The following is a 24,629-nucleotide window of genomic DNA, read 5'->3' on the forward strand; positions in this document are numbered from 1 at the left end:
TTCACTATAAAATAATGAAATAGTTGTAATTATTTTTATGATTTCAAAAATAAAACCGCAAAATCTGATATTTAGCGGTTTATATAGGCTTATTTTTAAATGTTGAAATTACATACAATTTATACTTCTATGTGTTGTATGAGATAGGTGAATGATCATCTAAATCAATTTTTTCAGCTCTTGAAGATGCAGAAAAATTTAAATCATATTGAATGAGCGCGTTAAATTCTTCTACATCAAACTCTGTATAAGTATCAGGAACTCCCAATAAAACAGGTAACCGTGTCAAACCATTATCACCACATGGAAAAGCATAATGACGCTGCTTATCTGTAAAATTATGCATACTTTCAAATTCTATAAACACGCTCGCGCTTGGATACAAACGAGGAATTTCAATAATATTCATAAAAAGTTTACGCTTTAATTCTATAGCTGACTTTTGTGCATCAAGTAAATCGTTTTCCGATTGATCTGACTTCATCATACGCTTAATCAGTGAAGTCGATTTTGTCGTCTGCTCACGTTTCACTTTATTAATAAACATTCGAAGCTCGCGATAATCTACAAGGTTCTGACTAATTGTAGATTGCAAAGCACGAATAGGCTGCATTGAGCGTTCATGCATAAAATTCCAATCATTATCATTCAGTGGAACAAAGCATTCTTGCTTGCGCTTTTCTAGCAGTTTTACATAAGCAAATAATTTATATTCAAACATTTGTACGTATTGGTTAAAAACCAATGATGGCTGTGCTTTAAATTCACGGTAATATGCTAATAATTCTGAAAGCAATCTATGTGCATTTAAATATAAATAATCAAACTCTTCTATATGTGATAAATGCTTCTTTGCCGCCACATGCATCAAGGCAAAAAACTCACCTGTTAAAACATTTTCAAATTTCTTTAAATGCATTTTAGCAACAACATCTGCATTTTTTGCCACAAACTGAACAGGCTCAATCAGCAAAGGAATTAACTTTTCCTCATACACTTCTTCAAGCTGGTGAACCACATCAATAACATCCAAATGAATTTGGCTTTGAATTGTTACCATACGCTTGATTAAACTTTTCAAACTTTCAATATATTGAATCTCTTCAACTTTCGATAAATCAAGCACAATAACATTTAAGAAAATTTGATCTGGAAGTGCGCCTTGTTCTTCAATTAAAAAACGACGAATAGAATAGGGATTATTTTCAACATGCATCACAGGCGCCACCAAATAAATCAGCGATGATGTTTTAACAATATGAAAATGGCGAACTTTTTGCTCACGTAAAACCAGATACTTAAAAATCGCTAATTTATTAAGCTTAGAGTCTTTTTTTAATAAGGGCTTATACCAATAATCGAGCAATTGTTGCTTAATATAAACTTCAACAATGAAACATTTAATTTCATTTTCGGTTAAATTTCTTAAACCTTGAAGTTCGTCTATTTTAATTTTTTTAATAATTTTTGCTGCATTTAATAAAAAAGTACGGTGAATTAAAATTTTCTCACGTTGAAGCACAAAATCTTCTTCAACCTGTATTTGATTAATTTGTTCAATCGCATTTTCTAAATAATCAGCAATTTCTAAACTTTCACTTAACTCTTTTAAATCTTCTAATGAATCACTCAGCGTTTTAGCAAACTCCCCCATTTTAGGATGAGTTAAACGATGTCTTAAAATAGCTAAACTTGTATTTGCTTTATATTCAAATGTATTCGCTAAACGATTCCAATGAATTTCTTTAGGTTTTAGAATTTGTTCATTAATATCATCACAAAGTTCAGGGTCTGCATCTTGCAGTACTTCCAATATTATAAGATGCCAATCAGTCTCTAAACTTGGCTCTAGCTGCAATAATTTTGCACGAATTTCGTATGGAATAGCATTTGACTGCACACCAAGCCCCTTAATTTACAAATCAATCGTTCAAATATAATTTTTCTAAATCATAGCGTATAAGTCGCTTATGTTTATATTTTCAAAAAATAAAAATCTAAACAAAGATAAAACACCTGCAAAATATAAGCAATTTTCGAGCAAATATATTCACTCTAAGATATTTAGTTACAAAAATCTTCAGCGCATTCTAATTTGATTTACTAATTTATTTCTACCTTATATCGATAAATTTAAACCAACTAAATCTACTTACTCATCATGACCAAGACGTTTTTCTAAATTATTGGCATTCATTTTTAACTCATCTTGTTTTTTCTTTTGCTTAATCAAATGTAAACCCCCTTCTACTACTAGTAATAAAACAGCAACCCAAATTGGAATATAGGTGAGTAATTCCGCAGCATGAACACGCTCCCCCAATAATATTGAAGCGAATGCTAAAAGTACGGGCTCTAAATAACTCAATAAACCAAAGATCACAAAGGGCAAATAACGACTTGCTAAAATATAACTTCCTAAACCCAATGCACTTAAAAAACCTAAACCAATAACAGCTAAAATCAAATACGGGAAAGCAGCAATAATAGAAATAGTATCGCTATAAACAAATGCTAAATAAACTGAAAGCGGTAAGATCAAAGCTAAATCCCACCAAAAACCGCCTAAATTATCAGTTTTAAATACACGGCGTAAAAAGAAATATAATGGATAAGCCAATGCGACATACGCAGTTTCCCAAGCCACCGAACCTATACGCCAAATCTCATGCCCCACACCTAAAACAGCAAGAATAATGGCGGCTATTTGCCACTTACTTAATTTCTCTTTGTAAAGTAAACATCCTATAAGCACCATTACCAAAGGTAAAAGAAAATAACCTAACGAAACCTGTAAACCACGTCCGTTAATCGGACCCCATAAAAACAACCACAATTGGGATGTACATAAGATAGAACTTAAAATTAACCAAAGAATCAATATAGGTTGTTTTATAACGCGTTTTAAAATATCAGAAATAAGTTTTAAATCGCCCATCCACCACATTAATAACGTTAAAAATGGAATTGTGGAAAGCATTCTCCATGCAAATGTTTCTTCACTATTCAGAGGTTTTAGAAATTCTGTATAAAAATACAGTACACCAAAAGTGATCGATGCCAAAACCGACAAGAAAACGCCTTTGTACATCCAAAACCCCTATTTACTGAATATAATGTTCTAAAAATATTTTACCCATCAGTATATCTATTTCATTATTTTAAGTCTTCAATAGAGTCAAAAAATAATTTTCAAATAATGAAAACAGATAATAAAAAAGCCATGTCAAAACATGGCTTTTTATATTTAAATTGACTGGTTAAGCTTAATCTTTAATTGTATGCGGTGTTTTAATTAAATCCGATAAGTCATAACCCACAGACTTTGCGTATTCTAAATATTCATTCAATACTTCAGGTTTTATTTCAGTATGTCTAGAAAGCACCCACATATATTTACGACTCGGCTCACCGACTAGTACTGTTTCATAATCTGTATCTATTTTAAGAATCCAATAGTCACCACGCCCAACAGGTAACCAACGAATTGCTTCAGGTAAAAAACTGACTTTTAATTTAGAATTAAAAGGAGCATTTTGTACATAAGCTTCACCTAAAGATTTGTTTAATTGCCCTTCTTGATCATAACAACGATTATCTACAACAATATTTCCATTTTCATTTAATGTGTATCTAGCAGAAATATCACGTGCACACATCTTCTGAAAAGATAAAGGTTTTCGAGCAACTTCATACCAAACACCAAGGTATTTATCTAACTCAACCTTCTCTACAGTATTTAATGGTTTTGATTGTGCATAGGCCATTGTTGCCATACCCAATCCGACTAAAACCACTCCACCAAGTGCAATTTTCGCCAGTTTATAACTCGCTTTAGGAATACCTCTTGCCATAAATACACCTTTGGTTAAATTTAAATACGTGGTTTTAAAATATCTTATTTTTCAAATTTTAAATGTTGAAAAATGTAATAAATATTTCAACTATTTAACTCAACTGTACCATTTGAGCTTTTAAACGTAATATCTCATCACGTAAGCGAGCAGCTTGTTCAAATTGCAACTCTTTCGATGCTTTAAGCATTTCCTTTTCAAGTTTTGCAAGGTGTTTTGCAAACAGTTTCGGATCCGACATTAAATAACGCTCATCTGCTGAAATTGCTTTATCCTGTTCTGCAATTTGGCTTTCGATTTGATCATCATTTAACACTTCACCTGTATCAATTTCTTTAATCACTTGGCGAACTGCACTACGTGGTGTAATACCATGTTCTTTATTGAACTCAATTTGCTTGGTACGACGTCGATCTGTTTCATCAATCGCTTTTTGCATAGAATCGGTTATCCGATCTGCATATAAAATTGCTTTACCTTTTAAATTACGCGCAGCACGACCAATAGTTTGAATAAGCGATCTTTCTGAACGCAAGAAACCTTCTTTGTCCGCATCTAAAATAGCAACCAAAGATACTTCTGGCATATCTAAGCCTTCACGCAGCAAGTTAATACCAATTAAAACGTCATGTACGCCCATACGTAAATCGTGAATAATTTTAACACGCTCAACCGTATCGATATCTGAATGTAAATAAGCGACTTTTACACCATATTCTTTTAAATAAGATGTTAAATCTTCCGCCATCCGCTTGGTCAACGTTGTCACCAAAACACGTTCATTTAATGCCGTACGAAGATTAATTTCCGAAAGAACATCATCTACCTGCGTTAATACAGGACGAATTTCAATTTCAGGATCAATTAGTCCCGTCGGTCGAACAACTTGTTCAACAATCTGCTGAGATTTTTCTAATTCATAACGTGCTGGCGTGGCACTCACATAAATAGTAGAAGGAACAATTCGCTCCCACTCTTCAAATTGCATAGGACGGTTATCCAATGCGCTTGGTAAACGGAAACCGTAATTTACTAAGTTTTCTTTACGTGAACGGTCACCTTTATACATCGCACCAATTTGAGGAACAGTCACGTGAGACTCATCAATAATAAGTAAGGCATCATCGGGGATATAATCAAACAAAGTCGGTGGTGCTTCGCCCGCAGGTCTGCCCGACAAATGACGTGAGTAGTTTTCAATACCATTGGTATAACCCAATTGCTGCATCATTTCTAAGTCGTAACGAGTACGTTGTTCAATACGCTGAGCTTCGAGTAATTTGTCATTCTCACGAAAAAACACTAAACGCTCTTTTAATTCTTCTTTTATGGTTCCTATTGCACGTTCTAAATTATCTTTAGGCGTTACATAGTGACTCTTTGGATAAATCGTAACACGTGGAACTTTTTTTACCATTTTCCCTGTAATTGGGTCGAACCAACGAATCGAATCAACTTCATCATCAAATAGCTCAATTCGAATAGCATGTTGCTCAGATTCTGCTGGGAAAATATCGATAATCTCCCCACGTATGCGATAAGTACCACGTAAAAATTCAAGTTCATTTCTTGAGTATTGCATTTCAACCAAGCGACGAATAATGTCATCTCGATTAATAAAATCACCCTGCACCACATGAAGCAACATGCTCATATACGCATTTGGATCACCCAAGCCATAAATAGCAGAAACAGAAGCAATAATAATGGCATCACGACGTTCTAATAATGAACGCGTTGCCGACAAACGCATTTGATCGATATGATCATTAATCGAAGAATCTTTCTCAATAAAGGTATCTGAAGATGGTACATAAGCTTCAGGCTGATAATAGTCGTAATAACTTACGAAATATTCAACAGCATTATGTGGGAAAAAAGCTTTAAACTCTCCGTAAAGCTGTGCCGCTAATGTTTTGTTATGTGCCATGACAATAGTTGGTCTTTGCGTTTGAGCAATGACATTTGCCATAGTATAGGTTTTACCAGACCCTGTAACACCCAATAAAAGTTGATCGTGCATGCCTTGTTCAACACCACGGACTAGCTTTTCAATTGCTTGCGGTTGATCCCCAGCAGGCGCATAGTTAGTTACTAATTCGAAAGGTTGATGGTCACTCACAGTATCTTTCACTCGATATATTTTTAGATCAAAGATTCTAGCAGATTCACACTCTCAGCAATAAATAATCCTCATTTTTTTCGTGTATTTCCTTTACACAATAGAACTAAATTGATTTATTTTTATTCTATTAAAAGACTTATTTTTTGACTAAGTTTTGCTTGACCCCTTACCTATTCAAAGGCAACATAAAGTGAAGAATCTAGATACCGTAGCGTGCCATGACTTACCAATATCACGATGAAAGCATTGTAAAAAATTTAGCTGAAGATACGACTTTTGTCTTTGGAAGCAACATGGCGGGTGAACATAGTGCAGGTGCAGCCAGAACAGCTTTAGAGTATTTTGGTGCTTTAAACGGTGTTGGACGTGGATGGTCAGGTCAAAGTTTTGCCATTCCCACTATGAATGAACATTTACAACAAATGCCTTTATCTCAAATTCAACACTATATTGATGACTTTAAAATCTATACAAAAAACCACCCTAAAAATAAATATTTTGTAACCTCTATTGGCTGTGGTATTGCAGGTTATAAAGTAGAAGAAATTGCCCCGATGTTTAAAGGGATTAGTCATAATGTAATTTTCCCTACCTCTTTTCGTCCTTTTGTAGAAAAATCGCTTCCAAAACTAACCCAAAAATTTTTGCATGAACTTTTTAATTCAGACCATATTTATAATGCTCAAGAAAATGAGCACTCACTAGCACAACTCAATTTAACCGATAATGAAACTAGCTTAGCCAAAATTATTATTAATACAGAAATATATCCAAATGACAGTAATGGTCGTGACCGCACCTTCGAAATTGAAGATATTTTACATAACCTAAGTGTTAAGGCTATTCAATTTCCCATGCTTAACGAATCACGTTTTATTTTAGGTGGCACTATTTTAGCAATACTTGAACTTTACAACATTAATGAATCAGATTTTATTGATGTATGGAATGGTAGTCGTGATATTCCTGCCCCAAAACCTGAGCATAAAGCCAAAAAATAAACTTTGTTGTTTTTATTGCCTCAAAATATTTAATCGAACTTTATAATGTTTTTGACATTATAAAGTTTATTAAACCGATTAAGATTTCAAAAATTATAGAAATTTCATAATACTTACATCATTATTCGTTTGTTTATTTTTATTTTTTAGTGATATATTTCACACATTAAAACACATAAAAAAGTTAGGTATTACTCAAATGGAGATTATTGATTCTTCAATTTTTGATTTATCACCCATTCCCTTTTGGCTCGAAGATTTTAGCGAAGTTAAAAATCAATTCGACCGCTGGAAAAAAGACGGTATTACAGACTTAGAACATTTTTTAAGAGAAGATCTTTCTCGAGTTCTGCATTGCGCTAGCTTAATTAAAATTATTAAAGTTAACCGTGAAACTTTAGCATTATTTAAAGCAAAGAATATTGATCATTTACGCGACAACTTAAGTCAAATCTTTAGAAATGACATGGCTGAAACGCACATACAAGAATTACTTGCTTTATGGAATAATGAAAAAAGTTTTTCCAATACGGCGATCAATTACTCATTAACTGGACAGCGTTTAGATATTCATTTAAGAGGTACGGTATTACCAGGCCATGAAGATGATTTATCTCTCATTTTACTCAGCTCAGAAAACATTACTTCGTATCAAGATGCTTGTCGTTTAGAAGCTCGTAGTCGCTCAATTGCAGAAGCTCGCTTCAACTATTCACCGACCTCACTTTGGGTTGAAGATTTTAGTCGAATTAAAATGCGCCTTGATCATTTACGCGCTCTTGGCATCGATGACTTTGTCACATTTCTTGATGTTCACAATGACTTTATTACTGAATGTATGCGTGAAATCAATATTATTGATGTCAATCAAGCAACACTAAGTTTATTTGGTGCAAATTCAAAAGATCACTTATTCCAAAATATTTACACGGTATTTGGTAAAGAGACGTTGCAAACATTCCGACATCAACTCATTGAATTATGGAATGGTAATCTTCATCATCAATGTGAAGCGACTAACTATGCTTTAGATGGCAGCATTCGTCATATATTACTGCAATTTACCGTATTTCCTGGCTTCGAGAATGATTGGAGTATGGTACAACTTGCGCTCACAGACATTACTGCACGCAAAAAAGCCGAAAATTATTTAGAATATCTAGGAAAGCATGATGTGCTCACCAAGCTATATAATCGCTCATTTTTTAGTGCCGAACTCAATCGATTAGACCGTAGTTCATTACGCCCTGTTTCATGTATTTTTATCGATATGAATGGCTTAAAAGAGGTTAATGATGAGCGTGGTCACGATGAAGGCGATGAGTTACTACGCCGCACAGGGAACATATTAACTCAGCTTATTCAAAACACGCTTTATAGTGCTTCTCGTATTGGTGGCGATGAGTTTGTTATTTTACTACCAGGTGCCGATGAAACTGCACTTCAGTCTTGTGTAGATACCTTATTCCAACTTATTGCCATCGACAATCAATTCTACTCTGAACATAAAATTGATTTTGCCATTGGTACTGCAACATCCCAGCCCAATGAACGCATGGAAAATATGATTCGACGTGCAGATAAATCTATGTACTCTAAAAAGAGAGAATACTACTCCTCTCTTTCTTAAAAAGAATAGACATAAAAAAGGTGCTTAATAGCACCTTTTTTATTAGCGTTTACCCATCGAACGACGCGTACCACGAGGTGGCATCCAAGTACGATCAGCATAAGGTTGTGGTTTTGGACGTAAGCCTTCCACTTCCTCATCTGCGCCTCTAGCATCATTAGCATTCTTTATAGGAAAAGGAAGTGCTACTTTGGGACTTTTCTTGGGAGTATTTTGGGTGCTCATTAGATTCACTCAATTATAACTGCACATATTGTACGGAATTTTTAAAAGTAGTGCGACCCTTTGCAAGTAAATGCCATACTTCGTTACATACAAATGAATGAGTTTTATCATTTTTTCAATTTTTTTATTATTTTGTATAGATTATCTACGCCTAATGGTGAGTTTTTAGGATAAGATAATATGCTTTTTATTTTTTAAACCCCATAAGAAGGAATACTGCCGTGGACGTACGTCTCTCTGATCGTGTAAATGCCATCAAACCGTCCCCTACACTTGCTGTTACCAATAAAGCTGCTGAATTAAAAGCTGCAGGCAAAAACGTTATTGGTTTAGGTGCTGGTGAACCGGATTTCGATACACCACAACACATCAAAGATGCAGCAATTGCAGCAATCAATAATGGTTTCACAAAATACACGGCTGTTGACGGTACGCCAGGTCTTAAAAAAGCAATTATTGCTAAGTTTAAACGTGACAATAACCTAGACTATGCTGCAAACCAAATTTTGGTTTCTTGTGGTGGTAAACAATCATTCTTTAACTTGGCTTTAGCTTTGTTAAACAAAGGTGATGAAGTTATTATCCCTGCTCCATTCTGGGTAAGCTACCCTGATATGGTGATTATTGCAGAAGGTACTCCTGTAATCGTGAAATGTGGTGAAGAACAACGTTTCAAAATTACTCCTGAACAATTAGAAGCTGCAATCACTGACAAAACTCGTTTAGTGGTATTAAACAGCCCATCTAACCCTACAGGCATGATCTACACTAAAGCTGAATTAGAAGCTTTAGCTGAAGTTCTTCGTAAATATCCAGAAGTGTATATCGCATCTGACGATATGTACGAACCAATCCGTTGGGATGATGAATTCTACAACATCGCAACTGTTGCACCTGACCTTTACGATCGCACAATCGTACTTAACGGCGTATCAAAAGCGTATGCAATGACTGGCTGGCGTATTGGCTATGCAGCGGGTCCTGCTAAACTTATTGGTGCAATGAAAAAAATCCAATCTCAATCTACTTCAAACCCAACTTCTATTTCACAAGTTGCTGCTGAAGCTGCATTGAATGGTCCTCAAGATGTTCTTGAGCCAATGATTGAAGCATTCAAACGTCGTCACGACTTAGTTGTGAATGGCTTAAATGCAATTAACGGTATTTCTTGCCTTCCTGCTGATGGTGCATTCTATGCATACGCAAATATCCGCCCATTAATTCGTGCTAAAGGTTTAAAATCTTGCACAGAATTCTCTGAATGGTTATTGGAAGAAACTGGCGTTGCTGTAGTTCCTGGCGATGCATTTGGTTTAGGCGGTTTCATGCGTATTTCTTATGCAACTGCTGATGAAGTACTTGTTGATGCACTTGCACGTATCAAAAAAGCTGCTGATTCAATTGAAGGCGTAGATGCTGCAATTGCTTCTATTGCCGCTGAGAAAAAATAATTTGATTTAATCATCAAATTTTAAAAAACCCGCATTTATTGCGGGTTTTTTATTTCATAAATAAAATGAATTAAATGTACATAAATAACATCTTAACGACTCTGCTCTAGTCTGTTTATTTCTATAATTTTAATGACTAATACTACTTCTTAAAATAAGTGAAATAAAAAAGCACCCTAAGGTGCTTTTTTATTATGTCATCTTATGGTTTTACAACAACCATTACACGAATCGCTTCAGGTGTTACAGCTAAACCATCTAACAGGCTTAAACCTTCTTTTTGGAACTTTTGTAAACGTAAGATTTCATCTTCACGAATACTTGGGTTGAACTGCTTTAAGTAAGTTAAACGGTCAATTTCATACTGCCATTTACCACCATATACTTCTTTTGCTTGCTCTTTAAATTGTGGCAACACACCTTTAGCAAGATCTAAAGCTTGTGAATAGCGTGCTTCAATAATATCACGACGCGCTTTTACAACTTGACGGCAGCTATTACCATCTAAGTGATGTAAATAAGGTTTTAAAATATCAGGCGCAATTTTCTGCGATAAATCCTGACCTTTTTCACTCAATAACACACGTACTAATTGTTGTGGCAAGCTTGCAGGCAAGTTCAATGCTTTTGGTGCAACAACATCAACTTTGAACCAAACTTCTAATAATACAGAACCTTGCGGTAATGCAGCAGATTTCAACACAGACACGTTGGTACTACCAAAGCCTTGTGTATTAATCATTTCCATTACACTTTCAGTAAATGGGTGTTCTAAAGTTAAGTACTGAGCATCTTCGCGAATTTGCGCTTGATCACGGTAGAACGTAGCTGTCATACCTTCTTCATCAAGTGTCAAACCTTGAACTTGCATTTGATCTGTTGGTTTAATGATAACCGTACCATTACTTTGCTCATCAAAATCAATATTTGTAGAAGCCATAAAGCGCTTCATAAACATTGGCAAAGTTGTATTGTCATCATAATCTTCAAGTGCTTGCACAATCTCTTGAGCAACCACAGGACGACATGAATTATATTCTAATAAACGGTCACGACCATTTTGCAATTCTGCTTCTAACGCTTCACGTTGAACAATGACACCTTGAAGCAAGTCTTCAAACTGTTGACCTAAATCTGCAAGCAAGCAGTCTTTCAAATCTACAATAAAGTTTTCTTGTAAAGTTTGCGCAGTTGGCGAAATATTACTGAAGATATTTAGACCTTCGTTATACCAACGGAACATGCGCTCTTGCGCTGTACCTTCCAAATACGGCACATGAATTTGAATACGGTTTTCTTGACCAATACGGTCTAAACGACCGATACGTTGCTCAAGTACGTCTGGGTTTGCAGGTAAATCGAATAAGACTAGATCAGATGCAAACTGGAAGTTACGACCCTCAGAACCAATTTCTGAACATAGTAAAATCTGAGCACCGTAAGAATCTTCAGCAAAATAAGCCGCAGCTTGGTCACGCTCAAGTAAGCTCATGCCTTCATGGAACATTGCGGTACGAATACCCGCATGAATACGAAGTGCATTTTCTAACGCTTCAACCACAGGGCCGCTACGTGCAATAAGTAACACTTTTTTGTGCTTCAATTGCGTACGTAACATTTCCATTAACCATGTTACACGTGGGTCTGTTTCCATCCATGCGCCATCAAGTTGCGCTTCTTCAGGCCACATTTGCTCGCGTAATTTACCATCTTTAGACCAAGTTTCTGGTGCTGGTAATGGCGCTGGTTGACAATCACGACCAGGGAAGCCTTGAATTGCTTCACGTGTATTACGGAATAAGATACGACCTGTACCGTGACGGTCTAATAACTCATGAATTGCACGGAAACGCTGTTCAGGATTATCTTCAATACGGCGACCTAACAATGTATCTAAAGCGACCAAATGACTTTCTTCTAAAGGTAGATCTGACATCAATACTTCTGCAATTTTTGCAGTTTGTTGATATTGCTCTTCTTCATCCAAGAAACGATCAAGTGAACTAAAGCGTTGTGGGTCGAGCAAACGTAAACGTGCAAAATGACTTTCCACACCCAGTTGTTCTGGTGTTGCTGTCAATAACAATACACCAGCAGTTTGTTGTGCAAACTCTTCAACAAGGTCATAACGGTCATTACCGCCATCTTCCTCATTCCACATTAAGTGGTGAGCTTCATCGACAACAATCAGATCAAAACCTGCTTCCATTGCTAGTTCACGTAAATCATCGTGGTCAATCATTAAATCGACACTTGCGATGATACATTGCTCTGTCAAGAATGGGTTTAAATCTGGATCGTGTTCTTTAATAGATGCCGTACGCGTCAAATCAAACAACGAGAATTGAAGATTGAAACGACGACGCATTTCAATCATCCACTGATATTGTAGTGAATCTGGTACTAAAATGAGGATACGTTCAGAACGCCCTGTTTTAAGCTGTTGATGAATAATCAAACCTGCTTCAATCGTTTTACCCAAACCTACTTCATCGGCTAATAAAACACGTGGCGCAAAACGCTGACCAACTTCATGTGCAATATAAAGTTGATGCGGAATTAAGCCTACGCGCGAACCAATCATGCCACGCAATGGGCTCGATTTCATATTCGCTTGCATCAACATAGATTCAATACGTAAATCGTACCATTCTTTATAATCAATTTGACTTGCAAGCAAACGCTCTAAAGGCTTAGACAATTGAATGCTTGCACCAATGCGCGTTTCATTTAAAGATTTACGCTCTTCTGTACCATCTTCAAGTGTACGAATCACGTTATAACGAATGACACCGTTACGATCTTCATTCGACTCAACGATCCACATTGTACCTTCTTGATCCATTAATTCATCTTTAGGATTGAAGATAATACGAGATAAAGGCGCATTGCTACGTGCATAGACACGAGTTTCATCACTTTTGGGGAATAAAATGCTGACCGATCGCTCATCTACATCAATGAGAACCCCTAAACCAAGTTCTGTTTCTGTGTCTGAAAGCCAACGTTGACCAATAGCAAACTGCTGCAATTTTTTCCACCTTTATCTAGAAGTTAGGATGTGTTTTTAATTTAATACTATTGACTAGTATTTGACCAAAAAACCACACCTTTAAGCAATATATTTTGACATAAAGCTCACTAAAAAGTGAGCTAAATTAAATCTCTTGAAACACTTTCGTCTTAAAACGGAACAGCGCAATAAAACTCAACGGGCTGTTCTGTCTTTGGATGGTGAAAGCTTAATTTTTCCGCATGTAAACATAAGCGCTCAGAAAGCTTTTGCTGTTCTGGTGTCGCATATAAAGTATCGCCAATAATTGGATGACCCAAATATTGCATATGTACACGGAGTTGATGAGAACGACCTGTAATAGGCGTAAGTGCCACGCGAGTTACATCTTGTCCTTGAATTTGGAAATGCTCTATCGCCTGCCAATGTGTGAGTGCAGGCTTATTATGAGATGGTTCAGCAATATGAAGTGGTGGACGAGATGGATCATAAATAACAGGAACATCAACCGTTCCTTCACCTTTCAAATGACCCGCCACTACAGCTTGATATGTTTTTGACGTTTGTCTTTCTTGAAATTGACGAGAAATACGGTTCTGACCAAACTTAGACAAACCAAAAACTAAAATACCCGATGTATCCCGATCCAAACGATGGATCAGTAAAGTTTTAGGCTCTACATCTAATAAACGATTGATCACACAATCTTGTAAATCTGCTGTTTTCCCCGGAACAGTGAGTATTCCTTCTGGTTTGTGAATGACCATGAAATCTTCATCACGATGAATTAGGTGTTCGCTTAGAAAATTACTCAAGTTGCTATTCCAATCTGATCACGAAAACAAGCGAGCAATGATAAGAATCTTGAGTTTAAAATACAATGTTCAAAGCGTTAATAACCGACGAAATTTCCGATTTAACTTAATAAAATTTTCAATTTATACATTTTATTTCACTCCTTACCTACCACATATCAGATTTCTGTTAAAAAATATTTTTTTGATGCTATAAAAGACCCCTTAAAAAATACAAGAAATATGAGTTATGAAAAAATTAAATATATTTTTAGCAACACTTGCATCCATTAGTTTAACTTTATTAACTGGCTGTGCCACTGCTACTTTAATGGATAAGGACGACGGAATTCGCACGACTAACGTTCAAGAAACATTAGTCTCAGATTATGTTGTTGCATTTGGTCAACCATCATCACCTATCCCTCAATTACCGTTAAATAGTCTTGTAATCATGGGACAAAAAAATAGCTATGTCCTCACAAAAGGTGGACCCGAATTTGTTAAGATCATTTCTAAACTCGATCCTAAACGCATTACCATTACGGATAAATTAGATTTTTACTCAAAAGACAATGATGGTCGTTTTAATGGAAACTTATCACTTTCATATGTCATGCTTGCCGAGGATGTATCAAAGTCTGATCGTGAATTTTACTTACAAAATAATGCTAGAGACTGTACTTCTTATAGTGATGAAAAGATTAAAGCTCAACGTTTTTGTTTTAATATTGATTTAGAAGGTCTTGTATATCCTGTTGCCAATAATCTCAATGCATTTAAACCGTTAAGTAAACCTTACAGCGTAAAAATATATACACAAAAGCAGAAGGTTGACTACTCAAATGCAGGAAGTAGCGCAGCTGGAAAACTGGTACTTTTCCCTTTTGCTGTTGCATTTGATGTCGTCACGCTACCTTTTCAGGCAGTTTATAAAATTTTTGACTAACTAACCTCTTAGGGCTTATCTTGATCGATATGCCCTAACTTTCAATGAACTAGCCTCTCAATTAATTGTTGTAAAGAAGCTTCCCGTAAATCTTCATATTTAATATTGGCACCATTGGCTCGCCACAATCCAACCAAACTCACTATAGCAACTGAATCTAAACCATAACTTTTTAAATCTATAGTCGGATCTATTTCCAAAGCATCAAGATCTAAAGCTTCCGCAACAGCCAATAAAATACCTTTCGTTGAAAGAATAAATTCTTTGGGCGCACTTAAAGTCCACAACCGTAATAACGAATATGTATTGGTATGATGGTATTTTTGCGTTGAAATACTATCAATCCATTGAATATGCTGATCAATATTCGTAAGTAAAATCGCATCATTAATCACGCAAATATATTCAGTAACTGAATTTAAATACTCTAGCAATTGCTTGCCTTGGGCTGTAATTTTACCAATAACAATAAGTTGTTTTCTTAAACTCAGCTGCTCTCCTAAAAGGATCATCCCCTGCATAAGCTCATTTGCACTTAAAGACACAACAGGAATATCTAGAGTTTTGGCTTTTTTAAGTAAAACGCCTAAATTTTGATTTAATTGTGAGTTTTGAAAATCTTGTTGTTGCTGTAATTCATCTAGATCTAGAATAAGTAAAACACTATCTGTAGATGAAAGTGTCCATTTGGCTTGGCTTACTTGTAGTTGAATTTTCTTTGGGAGTGGATAGAACATTGAACAATAAGTTTTAGATGGTGAGTTTAATTATATGAATAATCCAAAAATTAAATAATAAAAAATTCAACTATAGTGATAATAATTCAAACCTCTTACTTACGCATTTTATATCAGCACTTAAATATGACTAAAAATCGAGATTTTTTATTAAGAGAACCCTAAGTTTGAAAAATCATCAACCAAGCCTAGTATGGTACTTAATAATAAATCCACCTTCTGAACAATGGTTTTCAATCTTCATTTTATTCGAACTATTTACAATTTTATCTGTTAGTAATGATAAAAATATAATTTTCATATTAAAAGAAAGTGTAGATTATATCCACACTCTCTTTAGAGCTTTTATCTAAATACTATTGAGCTAAAAACTTATCAATTGCATATTGAGCAATTTCTGCATCTTGAAATGCTTGAACACCAGATACACCTACAGCACCTACAACTTGCCCCTCATAAACAATTGGTAAACCGCCTTCTAGCAACCCAACAAAGTTAGAAACTGAAAGAAAACCACCACGACCATTTTTAATCATCTCTTCAAATACTTTTGATGGCTTATGACTAACCGCTGAACATTTCGCTTTTTCTTGGCAAATTGTTGCACTAATTGGCGCAGCACCGTCCATACGTTTCATAGCCAACACACCACCTGTTGCATCTACAATAGCAATACTGACATTAAATGAATGCTCAACAGCATATTCTTGTGCTTGATTTAATAAGAATTCTGCATCAGCTAAAGTTAAATAATGTGTAGTTTTCATAAAATGTCCTTAATTTATTCTAAATTTCATTCAAAAAAAGCCCGCAGTACATTTACTGCGAGCTTTTATATTAACCAAGATTAAACTTATTTGCTGTTTAATTCTGCAAAAACTTCTTTAGCCGCTTGAATTGTAAATTCAATATCTTCATCAGAGTGGGCAGCAGAAATAAAGCCTGCTTCAAACGCAGATGGTGCAAGGTTTACACCGCGTGACAACATACCATGGAAAAATTTACGGAAAGCATCTACATCACATTTCAACATTGAATCGAAACTTGTAATGTCTTGCTGGTCTGTAAAATACAAACCAAACATACCACCCACTTGTTGAGTTTTAAATGGCACACCTGCTTCATCGGCTGCAGCTTGTAAGCCTTTTAAAAGCTTTTCAAGCTGTATAGTTAGTTTTTCATAAAAACCTTCAGCACGTAGATGTTTAAACATCTCAATACCTGCTCGCATAGCAAGTGGATTACCTGACAATGTACCCGCTTGATAAACTTTACCAAGAGGTGCGATGCATTCCATTACTTCACGTTTACCACCAAATGCACCGACGGGTAAGCCAGCACCAATAATTTTACCTAAAGTCGTTAAATCTGGTGTTACGCCATAATGTGCTTGTGCACCACCTAGACCAACACGGAAACCAGTCATCACTTCATCAATAATGAATACTGAACCATGCTCATCACAAACATCACGAATAGCTTGTAAGAAACCATCAATTGGTTTTACAAGGTTCATATTACCTGCAACAGGTTCAACAATCACACCTGCAATTTCAGAACCAAATTTAGCAAAACATTCTTTAAGTGTTGCTATGTCGTTGTATGGCAGCGTTAGTGTATGTTTTGCAAAATCTGCAGGAACACCCGCAGATGTTGCTTCACCTTCACCACTTGTTAAAAGACCTGAACCTGCTTTTACCAACAATGAGTCTGAGTGACCATGATAACAACCTTCAAACTTCACAATCTTGTCACGACCTGTATAACCACGTGCAAGACGAATTGCGGTCATGGTTGCCTCAGTACCTGAGTTAGTCATACGAACTAACTCAATTGATGGCATGATTTCACAAATAATGTCAGCTAAAGTTGTTTCGTGAACCGTTGGTGCACCAAAACTTAAACCATCTACCGCAGCATTTTGAACAGCTTTAATAATTTCAGGATGTGCATGACCCAAAATCATTGGACCCCATGAGCCAACGTAGTCTACATAACGTTTACCATCAACATCATACAAATAAGCACCTTGTGCTTTTTCGATGAATACAGGCGTTCCACCTACACCGTTAAATGCACGTACTGGTGAATTCACACCACCTGGAATATGTTTGCTTGCTTGTTTAAACAATTGTTCTTGCTTTGGAGATAAACTCATGAAAATCACTCAACTCAAAAAATAAATAAAAAAATTAAGCTTGTTCAGAAAATAGTTCTGACCAATCATACACACGTTGACCCACTGTAGACATTGAGCGACCTAAAACGTCACTAATTACAGCACACAGATCAGCACCTGCTTCAATCACTTCTTTACCATTTTCTACGGTTAAACCACCAATTGCACAAATTGGCACATTCAACTTCGCTTTTGCTTGTTTTAATGTTTCAAGACCAATATTACCTGCTTCAGGTTTCGTATCTGTGGCATAAATAGCACCAAATGCAACATAGTTCGCGCCATCTGCAATCGCTTGCTCTGCCAATTCAAGAGAATTATTACAACTACGACCAATCAATACATTTTTCGGTAACCGTGCAACAGCATCGATAATTGAGCCATCATCCTGACCTAAATGCACACCTACGCCATATTCAACCGCTGCATCTAAATCATCATTAATTACAAAAGGTACTTTATATTGATCGCATAAATGCTTCATATAGCCAATTTCATAAGCTTTAGCTTCTGGATCCACCACATTTTTACGACGATATTGCAATACAGCGACTTCATAGGTCGCCATTGCACCTTCTAGCTTTGCCAATAAAAGCTCAATTGGATCATCATTGGTAATTAAATATAAACCGCGCATAACAACTGCTCAAATTCTTACTTTATTCAATTATCTCATAGGACAGCAGAAGAAATCTGTTTTTAAAGCTTTAAAATAAAAATGAAATATTTTTTCCATAAAAAAAACCTAGAGAAGGTCGCTCTAGGTTTGGAAACTGAATTTTTTACATCAAACTCATTTCATGTTTGATCACTCTACCCTATTTCTGAAAAAAAATAGAGCTTTTATTATATTTTTTATATTAATCATGAGAATATTTTCACCAAATGTACTATTTTTAATACTTTGGCTTACTTTTTTATTTTATCAAAGCTCCTATCTTTTAAACTTAAATGACCACGTAAGACGTCCGAAAACATTTTCCAATCTGAAATAAAGCTATAAATGGGCTGTTTAAAACTTGCAGGTTTATTTTTTTCAAACACAAAATGACCAATCCAAGCACAGGTATAACCTGATACCAAACCATATACAACGTATTTCACTTTGCGTTGTTTTATTGCTTTAACAAAAAAATATAAACCTAAGCTACTACCAAAGATGTGTAAACGACGGCTCACTATATTTCGATGTTCTGTAAGATAAAAACGATAAAATTCGTGATAGTTTTTAATAGGCAACTTATATTCGGGTTGAATATCTACATTAAAGTTTTGATCCATTTTAATGTTCATACATATCTTCCTGATATTTTTTTAAACACGTTAAACCATTTTTTGCCTAAATTAAAGCCACTTCGTCCTAATCTAGATTCGTCAAGTCTTACATGAAAATAGATTTTCGCTACAATCAAAAGCTAAACTTATACAAGACTATTTTTCGCGCTATACATAACTTTAATAACGCATATTCACATGAACTGACTGATCTCAATTACTGAGATTTAAAACTAGGATAAAACTTATGATCGAAGTTGAATTAAAATTTCAAATTCATGAATCAAGACGCAATGCCTTACTTAAAGCTTTAGATCCTAAAAAGTCAGAAACCATTCAGCTAAAAGCAAAATACTTTGATACAGAAGATCGTCTGCTTGCACAAAACCATGCTGCACTTCGCCTGCGTTTAGAAGGTACTCGCTGGATTCAAACCCTAAAAGCAGCAAGTAAAAGCCATATTCAGCGCTTTGAACATAATGTTGATTTGGGTGAGTCGGAACAAGCTCCTGAATTAAACCTCGACATTTATAAAGATGATGCTGAAGCAACTCAAATTTTAAAAAATGCTTTAGGACAAAATTTTAATGCGCTCAAACTTCAATTTGAAACAGATATTGAACGTACTTTCCGCTTAATTCCTTTTGAAGATGCCACAATTGAGGTAAGTTTAGATATTGGTACAATTCGTTCTGAACATACTGAAACACCTGTTCATGAAGTGGAATTTGAACTTAAAGAAGGTTCTATTAAAAGTTTACTTGCCTTTAGTTTTGAGTGGGTTAAAAAGTATCAACTTTGGTTAGATGTACGTAGTAAAGCTGAAATTGGCAACTTATTGGCACAACAACAAAATGTCAGTTCTGCACAAAATGCAAAAGACTTTGTATTAAGTAAAAAAGATAATGCAGATAAAAATTTACGTTTATTAATTTCTCAGCAGCTTCAGCATTTATTACCCAATATTGCAGCGATATCGGCTGGTCTTGCAGAAAAAGCGCATATTGAGCAAGCTCAAACCGCTTTAGATCATTTATATTTAAGTTTGCATATTTTCAAAGATTGGAGTCCTTCTCTTTCAAATAAATGGACAAATCAGTTGAATGCATTTAAACAACAATTTGAAAATTTACAGCATCTACAACATATGCAAGAGACTTTGGGCACATTCTTACAAAACCCCAATACATCTTCAAACTTAGAAAAAGATATTCTTTATGCTCAAGAAAAGTTGAATAATTTAGTTAAGTCGACTCAAAATGTTCATCATTTTTTGGAGCTTTTAACCTTTGGCTTAGATGAAAGTGATCTTCATCAAAAGCAAGATTTAAAAGCTTTTGCACAAAATACCCTACAACATCAATATAAAATTTTGCAGGAAAGTTTAACTGCCGCAGACATTAGCAATTTTGAAAGTTTAGATTTGCTCGCAACGCATATTAGTGAGCTTAAATTTAGCTTCCCAATTTTAACCAACATTTATGATGTTAAAAATTTGCAAAAATACAGCAAAGCTTTAAATGATGCTCAACTTGCAGCGCGTGAATATTTAGTTCTTTCCTCTTCTGCTTTATATATTCAGCAAACGGAATTGGAAGCGAGCGATTGGTTTGTTTTAGGTTGGTTAACTGCAAAACAAGAAGTGTATGCAGAGCGTTTACTTGAAGCAACCGAGCAATTTATGGTGAGCCGAAAATTCTTGAAATAAGCTTCAATAAACAAAAAAGCGAGGCTAACTGCCTCTCTTTTTTTACAAATTTATATTTCGTATAAGAGATTTTATTTTAAATCCATAATAGATAAGGAGTCTTTAAACTCCTTATCTATTGCTATCATCACTTGATATTAAAATACATAATCTACTTTCAGCATTCCCATACCACCTTCCCGTTTTCCAATATAACCTGTTGCTTTCATATCAATAGTTAAGTTTTTATATTGGCTTGGAATATAGCGTAAACCTAGGGTAGATATTCCTGTGCCACCTTTAACACTTTGATCATCCATTTCAAAGAACCCATAACTTGAAGCATGACCTTGGGCTTTACCTGTGAATTCATGTTCATAACCTAAGCTAGAAATGAAAGTAAGTTCAGGTGTGAGTTTATTCATGTTCTCAACATGAAATTGAACACGATGTGAGTCTAGTTTATTAAAATGTATTTGCTCACTCGCAACTGTTAAATTTTGGCTATCCGTTTGTGCCCACAGGTATTTCGCTTTCAAATTAACCGTATTTTTAGGATCAAACGTGATCGAATAACCACCTTCTAAGTTAGCACCATAGTAATTTGTACTCATTTTATATGCTGCTTTTTCATCAGTCTCTACATTCTTAAGGTCATCTGTTTCAAATGCTGTATGTAAGCGCCCACCTCTTAATGTCGCCTCTGCATACCAACCATTCATAAAGTCATAATGACCATATAAACCAAAACCATTAAAACGGTTATGTCCCTTACCTGAAACATTCGTAACATCTGTAAAGCCATTAAATGTGGTATAGCTATCCCAACCATTTTCAGAAAATGCACCTAGCGTAAGCTTTTCATCTTGCCAACTTACACCGATTGTAGTTAATCCACCATCAGAAGTAATATGAGAATTAGAACCTGTGTCATATTTGGTGTGATTCCCTGACGTGATAATGAATGGAGTTAAACCACGTTGATAATTTTGTTCTGAAATGGCATTAAATAAATTATCTGATAATAAATCACCATTTCGTGTTAGCAACATTAATCCTGATAAATTACCTAACAGTAAGGCATCTAATTGTGGATTTGTTTCAACACCAATATCTCCTGCACTCCCTTCAATCCGTGCAACAACATCATAGTTCTGCACATGATTAGGCATAGCTGCATCCAAATTGGGATTAGCCCCCTTAATATATACAAAAGTATCTACGTCATAAACACGAGAAAGTCCTTGTTGTGCAACAGTTTCAATCAGATGATTTTCATTAGTGAAGCCATATCCTTCACGATCATTTGTTGCTCTCATAAGCACATAATATGTGTTATTTACGATTTCTTTATTACCTGTGATTTCTTTGACAGAAATATTGGAGTTAAGCTTATTAGAGGAAGCATTACTCATGTTAGATGTATCACTTCCTAATACAATCTTATTAGCTGTAATAAATGGTGTATTGGGATCATCAAGAACTGAATCAATAATAAAATTATAGTTTTGGAAGTTCCCGAGTTCATTTAATATAATAGGCATTCTATTATTATAATTTAAGGTATTTCCCGTAAAAACATCATAGGTTTCTGGACGTATAAAAGCTTTAATATTTGTTGAATTACCTAATGAATCAGCAAGAAAATAGTCTTGATCTTTATTATAGTTTAAATAACCACCATAAATAGAACCATACCCTCCTATAATTTTTTTAGTAAGGTCTTTAGGGAATGCTAGATTTTGAATATCAGCTTGTATAAAGGTATGCTCCCCGTCAATCGTAATGGTATTGTTATTAGCAAATGCCTTAGTTCCATTTATATCTAAAAGGTTTATACGCGATGCAAATTTTGGTGAAAAAATACCATTCATATATATCAATGGTACATCAGTATCATTTCCATAACCGTCAATTATACTTCCATGATTTAAATAAAAATTAGTATATCCAGCAACAATATTTCCACTAATATCAGATTTCCCCAAAATACTAATTTTATTATTATGTGATGATAATTGAGTATTATTAATATTAACAATTAACCAAGCATCTCCATATCTTATAGAACCAAAGTTTGAATACGTACCAGCGACAATATCATTAATATCAAGATTAATTGAAGCATATCCAGAAATCATATCCCCTATAGCATTATTACCTTTTATATTTATAGCATTGTTATTTGAGGAAATTAAGTTATTGCCAAATATTAAAGATAAAAATGCACTAGGGCTTGAAAAATTATTATTTAATGTAGTAATTTTATCTGTTTTAAAATTAAATTCTGAATAACCAGAATAAATATCTTTTAAATTATTACCATTCCCCTCCACATTTACCTTGTTTCCACTTGAGTTTATTTTTATTATTTGATCAGTTGAACTATTGTCTTGTGTATTTAAAGAAATAAAAGATTGATCGCCATTAAAAATAAAGCTAAATTTACTATTCCCTGCAAATATATTTTCAATATTACTTGAATTCCCAAGTAAGTTAACTGTGTTTTCTTCTGAAATTATTTCCACACCTAAACCTGAAAAATTCTCCATAACAACTGATGAATTTATTGTTTTCCCTAGCTTAAATTCAACTCCAGAAAAGCCTGTTGAAATATTATCAAAATTATTATTATTACCATTAATTTTAATTGAATTTAAATTTGATTTTAAAAAATTATTATCAGAATATAAAGTTGTTCTTTCATAATTACTGTTTTGAAATTCAGAATCAACCTGAATTCTATCTCCAATTGTCAAATCCACTAAAGAACTACCGGAATTAATATTTTCAAAATCATTTAAACTCCCATCAATTTCAATTTTATTATTTATTGAATTTATTAAATTTGAATTTCCATAATAATAAACCCCTATAGTTTTAGAAGTGGCATTTCCAGTATTTAACTTCAACTCACCAACTCCAGAGTTAAGATTTCCACCTCCATTTTCACTATGAATTTTAATTAAGTTCCCATTTATATCAATATTATTACGACTCAAATAGTTAGTTTGGTTTAGAGCTAAATAGGGATTATTCACTCCAAATGTATTTACATTAGCCCCCATATATCCAGAATAAACATCCCCATTAACTTTAATACCATTTGATAATGAAATAATATTATTACCGCCTTCTAATTTAAAGTTTCTTATCGAACTGTTAGCTACTATTTCACTTTTCATTGAAAGACCAGCATACACATTGCCTAAAACTTCTGCACTTTTTAAATTAATTGTATTATTATTTGTATATCCTGCAACAATAAAATTAGGATTTGATCCGGTACTATAATCAACGGTTAATTCAGTATCTGAAGCAATGGGTACACCACTACTCTCAACAACTACCCCTAGTTTCATACCTGTTGCATCACCGATTAATAGATTAAAATTACCATCAAGCTCCCCACTCGGAGTTAATGGTTGGCTTCCTGTATACATCATTTGGGTTGCTGTAGCATAACTAGTATTACTAAAAACACCTCCCAAAAATAAGCTAATGATTAAACTTATTTTTTTTTAATAAGCTTTGGTGCTGTTGAATTAGTCACCTTTTGTTTTTGACTCATTTGGTCTTTCTGATTTTGGTATCTATTTCTCTCTTTAACAATCACAATATTTTCTCCAATTTCTTTCTGCAAATTATTTCTATTAATATTTTTCATATTAATCTTACATTTATAGATTTATTATTTAGTATTTACATT

19 protein-coding genes are annotated in these 24,629 nt (G+C 34.5%); 5 read left to right on the top strand and 14 right to left on the bottom strand.

Annotated elements, in window-relative coordinates; genetic code table 11:
- Positions 1 to 127: 127 nt before the first annotated feature.
- From AC5YC8_RS07925 to uvrB, 4 genes are all read right to left on the bottom strand, one after another.
- Positions 128 to 1,900 carry a hypothetical protein gene (locus AC5YC8_RS07925; RefSeq protein WP_496116848.1) on the bottom strand — a complete coding sequence of 591 codons (1,773 nt, stop codon included), beginning with the start codon at positions 1,898 to 1,900 and terminating at the stop codon, positions 128 to 130.
- 252 nt (positions 1,901 to 2,152) lie between these two features.
- Entirely contained in the window at positions 2,153 to 3,091 is a 939-nt protein-coding gene (gene rarD / locus AC5YC8_RS07930) for an EamA family transporter RarD (RefSeq protein WP_496164133.1), read from the bottom strand.
- A 175-nt stretch (positions 3,092 to 3,266) separates the two neighbouring features.
- Positions 3,267 to 3,854 (bottom strand): lipocalin family protein, encoded by a 588-nt coding sequence (locus AC5YC8_RS07935; RefSeq protein ID WP_496116846.1) that lies wholly within the window; start codon positions 3,852 to 3,854, stop codon positions 3,267 to 3,269.
- A gap of 94 nt (positions 3,855 to 3,948) precedes the next feature.
- The gene (gene uvrB, locus AC5YC8_RS07940; RefSeq protein WP_496116845.1) at positions 3,949 to 5,976 is read right to left on the bottom strand and encodes an excinuclease ABC subunit UvrB; all 2,028 of its coding nucleotides are present in this window, start codon (positions 5,974 to 5,976) and stop codon (positions 3,949 to 3,951) included.
- A 221-nt stretch (positions 5,977 to 6,197) separates the two neighbouring features.
- Here uvrB and AC5YC8_RS07945 point away from each other — a divergent pair, with 221 nt between their 5' ends.
- Both AC5YC8_RS07945 and AC5YC8_RS07950 read left to right on the top strand, forming a co-directional pair.
- Complete coding sequence (locus AC5YC8_RS07945) at positions 6,198 to 6,980, top strand: A1S_2505 family phage non-structural protein (RefSeq protein WP_496164134.1); 783 nt, start codon at positions 6,198 to 6,200, stop codon at positions 6,978 to 6,980.
- 199 nt (positions 6,981 to 7,179) lie between these two features.
- Positions 7,180 to 8,610: a sensor domain-containing diguanylate cyclase gene (locus AC5YC8_RS07950; RefSeq protein ID WP_496164135.1), complete on the top strand. Its 1,431-nt coding sequence runs from the start codon at positions 7,180 to 7,182 to the stop codon at positions 8,608 to 8,610.
- 42 nt (positions 8,611 to 8,652) lie between these two features.
- On the opposite strand, the gene AC5YC8_RS07955 is transcribed toward AC5YC8_RS07950, so the two are convergent.
- A complete protein-coding gene (locus AC5YC8_RS07955) occupies positions 8,653 to 8,835 on the bottom strand; it encodes a hypothetical protein (protein ID WP_496116842.1) in 183 nt (60 codons plus the stop codon).
- A gap of 221 nt (positions 8,836 to 9,056) precedes the next feature.
- On the opposite strand from AC5YC8_RS07955, the gene AC5YC8_RS07960 reads away from it, so the two are divergent.
- Positions 9,057 to 10,286, top strand: coding sequence for a pyridoxal phosphate-dependent aminotransferase (locus tag AC5YC8_RS07960; protein ID WP_496116841.1), 1,230 nt, complete (start codon positions 9,057 to 9,059; stop codon positions 10,284 to 10,286).
- A 202-nt stretch (positions 10,287 to 10,488) separates the two neighbouring features.
- Here AC5YC8_RS07960 and rapA read toward each other — a convergent pair whose 3' ends face one another.
- Both rapA and AC5YC8_RS07970 read right to left on the bottom strand, forming a co-directional pair.
- Entirely contained in the window at positions 10,489 to 13,317 is a 2,829-nt protein-coding gene (rapA, locus tag AC5YC8_RS07965; RefSeq protein ID WP_496164136.1) for an RNA polymerase-associated protein RapA, read from the bottom strand.
- Positions 13,318 to 13,469: 152 nt separating this feature from the next.
- Entirely contained in the window at positions 13,470 to 14,114 is a 645-nt protein-coding gene (locus tag AC5YC8_RS07970; RefSeq protein WP_496116839.1) for an RluA family pseudouridine synthase, read from the bottom strand.
- Positions 14,115 to 14,343: 229 nt separating this feature from the next.
- Here AC5YC8_RS07970 and AC5YC8_RS07975 point away from each other — a divergent pair, with 229 nt between their 5' ends.
- Positions 14,344 to 15,042 (top strand): YidX family protein, encoded by a 699-nt coding sequence (locus AC5YC8_RS07975; RefSeq protein ID WP_496116838.1) that lies wholly within the window; start codon positions 14,344 to 14,346, stop codon positions 15,040 to 15,042.
- Between the two features lie 41 nt (positions 15,043 to 15,083).
- Here the strand turns inward: AC5YC8_RS07975 and AC5YC8_RS07980 are convergent, their stop codons facing one another.
- The 5 genes from AC5YC8_RS07980 to AC5YC8_RS08000 form a co-directional block, all read right to left on the bottom strand.
- A complete protein-coding gene (locus AC5YC8_RS07980; protein ID WP_496164137.1) occupies positions 15,084 to 15,779 on the bottom strand; it encodes a phosphopantetheine-binding protein in 696 nt (231 codons plus the stop codon).
- Between the two features lie 356 nt (positions 15,780 to 16,135).
- Positions 16,136 to 16,546 (bottom strand): GlcG/HbpS family heme-binding protein, encoded by a 411-nt coding sequence (locus AC5YC8_RS07985; RefSeq protein ID WP_496164138.1) that lies wholly within the window; start codon positions 16,544 to 16,546, stop codon positions 16,136 to 16,138.
- Positions 16,547 to 16,632: 86 nt separating this feature from the next.
- Entirely contained in the window at positions 16,633 to 17,937 is a 1,305-nt protein-coding gene (gene hemL / locus AC5YC8_RS07990; RefSeq protein WP_496164139.1) for a glutamate-1-semialdehyde 2,1-aminomutase, read from the bottom strand.
- Between the two features lie 34 nt (positions 17,938 to 17,971).
- Entirely contained in the window at positions 17,972 to 18,595 is a 624-nt protein-coding gene (gene thiE / locus AC5YC8_RS07995; RefSeq protein WP_496164140.1) for a thiamine phosphate synthase, read from the bottom strand.
- 272 nt (positions 18,596 to 18,867) lie between these two features.
- The gene (locus tag AC5YC8_RS08000; protein ID WP_496164141.1) at positions 18,868 to 19,251 is read right to left on the bottom strand and encodes an Mpo1-like protein; all 384 of its coding nucleotides are present in this window, start codon (positions 19,249 to 19,251) and stop codon (positions 18,868 to 18,870) included.
- A gap of 229 nt (positions 19,252 to 19,480) precedes the next feature.
- On the opposite strand from AC5YC8_RS08000, the gene AC5YC8_RS08005 reads away from it, so the two are divergent.
- Positions 19,481 to 20,941, top strand: a complete 1,461-nt coding sequence (locus AC5YC8_RS08005; RefSeq protein WP_496164142.1) for a CYTH domain-containing protein — start codon at positions 19,481 to 19,483, stop codon at positions 20,939 to 20,941.
- A 137-nt stretch (positions 20,942 to 21,078) separates the two neighbouring features.
- Here the strand turns inward: AC5YC8_RS08005 and AC5YC8_RS08010 are convergent, their stop codons facing one another.
- The gene (locus tag AC5YC8_RS08010) at positions 21,079 to 24,411 is read right to left on the bottom strand and encodes an autotransporter domain-containing protein (RefSeq protein WP_496164143.1); all 3,333 of its coding nucleotides are present in this window, start codon (positions 24,409 to 24,411) and stop codon (positions 21,079 to 21,081) included.
- 20 nt (positions 24,412 to 24,431) lie between these two features.
- A complete protein-coding gene (locus AC5YC8_RS08015; RefSeq protein WP_496164144.1) occupies positions 24,432 to 24,587 on the bottom strand; it encodes a hypothetical protein in 156 nt (51 codons plus the stop codon).
- Between the last annotated feature and the right edge of the window lie 42 nt (positions 24,588 to 24,629).

The organism is Acinetobacter sp. FY731 (assembly GCF_059515905.1).

Coding starts and splice junctions, on each gene's coding strand:
- rarD (WP_496164133.1), bottom strand. CDS start 3,091: ATGTACAAAGGCGTTTTCTTGTCGGTTTTGGCATCGATCACTTTTGGT.
- AC5YC8_RS07935 (WP_496116846.1), bottom strand. CDS start 3,854: ATGGCAAGAGGTATTCCTAAAGCGAGTTATAAACTGGCGAAAATTGCA.
- AC5YC8_RS07945 (WP_496164134.1), top strand. CDS start 6,198: ATGACTTACCAATATCACGATGAAAGCATTGTAAAAAATTTAGCTGAA.
- AC5YC8_RS07950 (WP_496164135.1), top strand. CDS start 7,180: ATGGAGATTATTGATTCTTCAATTTTTGATTTATCACCCATTCCCTTT.
- AC5YC8_RS07955 (WP_496116842.1), bottom strand. CDS start 8,835: ATGAGCACCCAAAATACTCCCAAGAAAAGTCCCAAAGTAGCACTTCCT.
- AC5YC8_RS07975 (WP_496116838.1), top strand. CDS start 14,344: ATGAAAAAATTAAATATATTTTTAGCAACACTTGCATCCATTAGTTTA.
- AC5YC8_RS07980 (WP_496164137.1), bottom strand. CDS start 15,779: ATGTTCTATCCACTCCCAAAGAAAATTCAACTACAAGTAAGCCAAGCC.
- AC5YC8_RS07985 (WP_496164138.1), bottom strand. CDS start 16,546: ATGAAAACTACACATTATTTAACTTTAGCTGATGCAGAATTCTTATTA.
- hemL (WP_496164139.1), bottom strand. CDS start 17,937: ATGAGTTTATCTCCAAAGCAAGAACAATTGTTTAAACAAGCAAGCAAA.
- thiE (WP_496164140.1), bottom strand. CDS start 18,595: ATGCGCGGTTTATATTTAATTACCAATGATGATCCAATTGAGCTTTTA.
- AC5YC8_RS08000 (WP_496164141.1), bottom strand. CDS start 19,251: ATGAACATTAAAATGGATCAAAACTTTAATGTAGATATTCAACCCGAA.
- AC5YC8_RS08005 (WP_496164142.1), top strand. CDS start 19,481: ATGATCGAAGTTGAATTAAAATTTCAAATTCATGAATCAAGACGCAAT.
- AC5YC8_RS08015 (WP_496164144.1), bottom strand. CDS start 24,587: ATGAAAAATATTAATAGAAATAATTTGCAGAAAGAAATTGGAGAAAAT.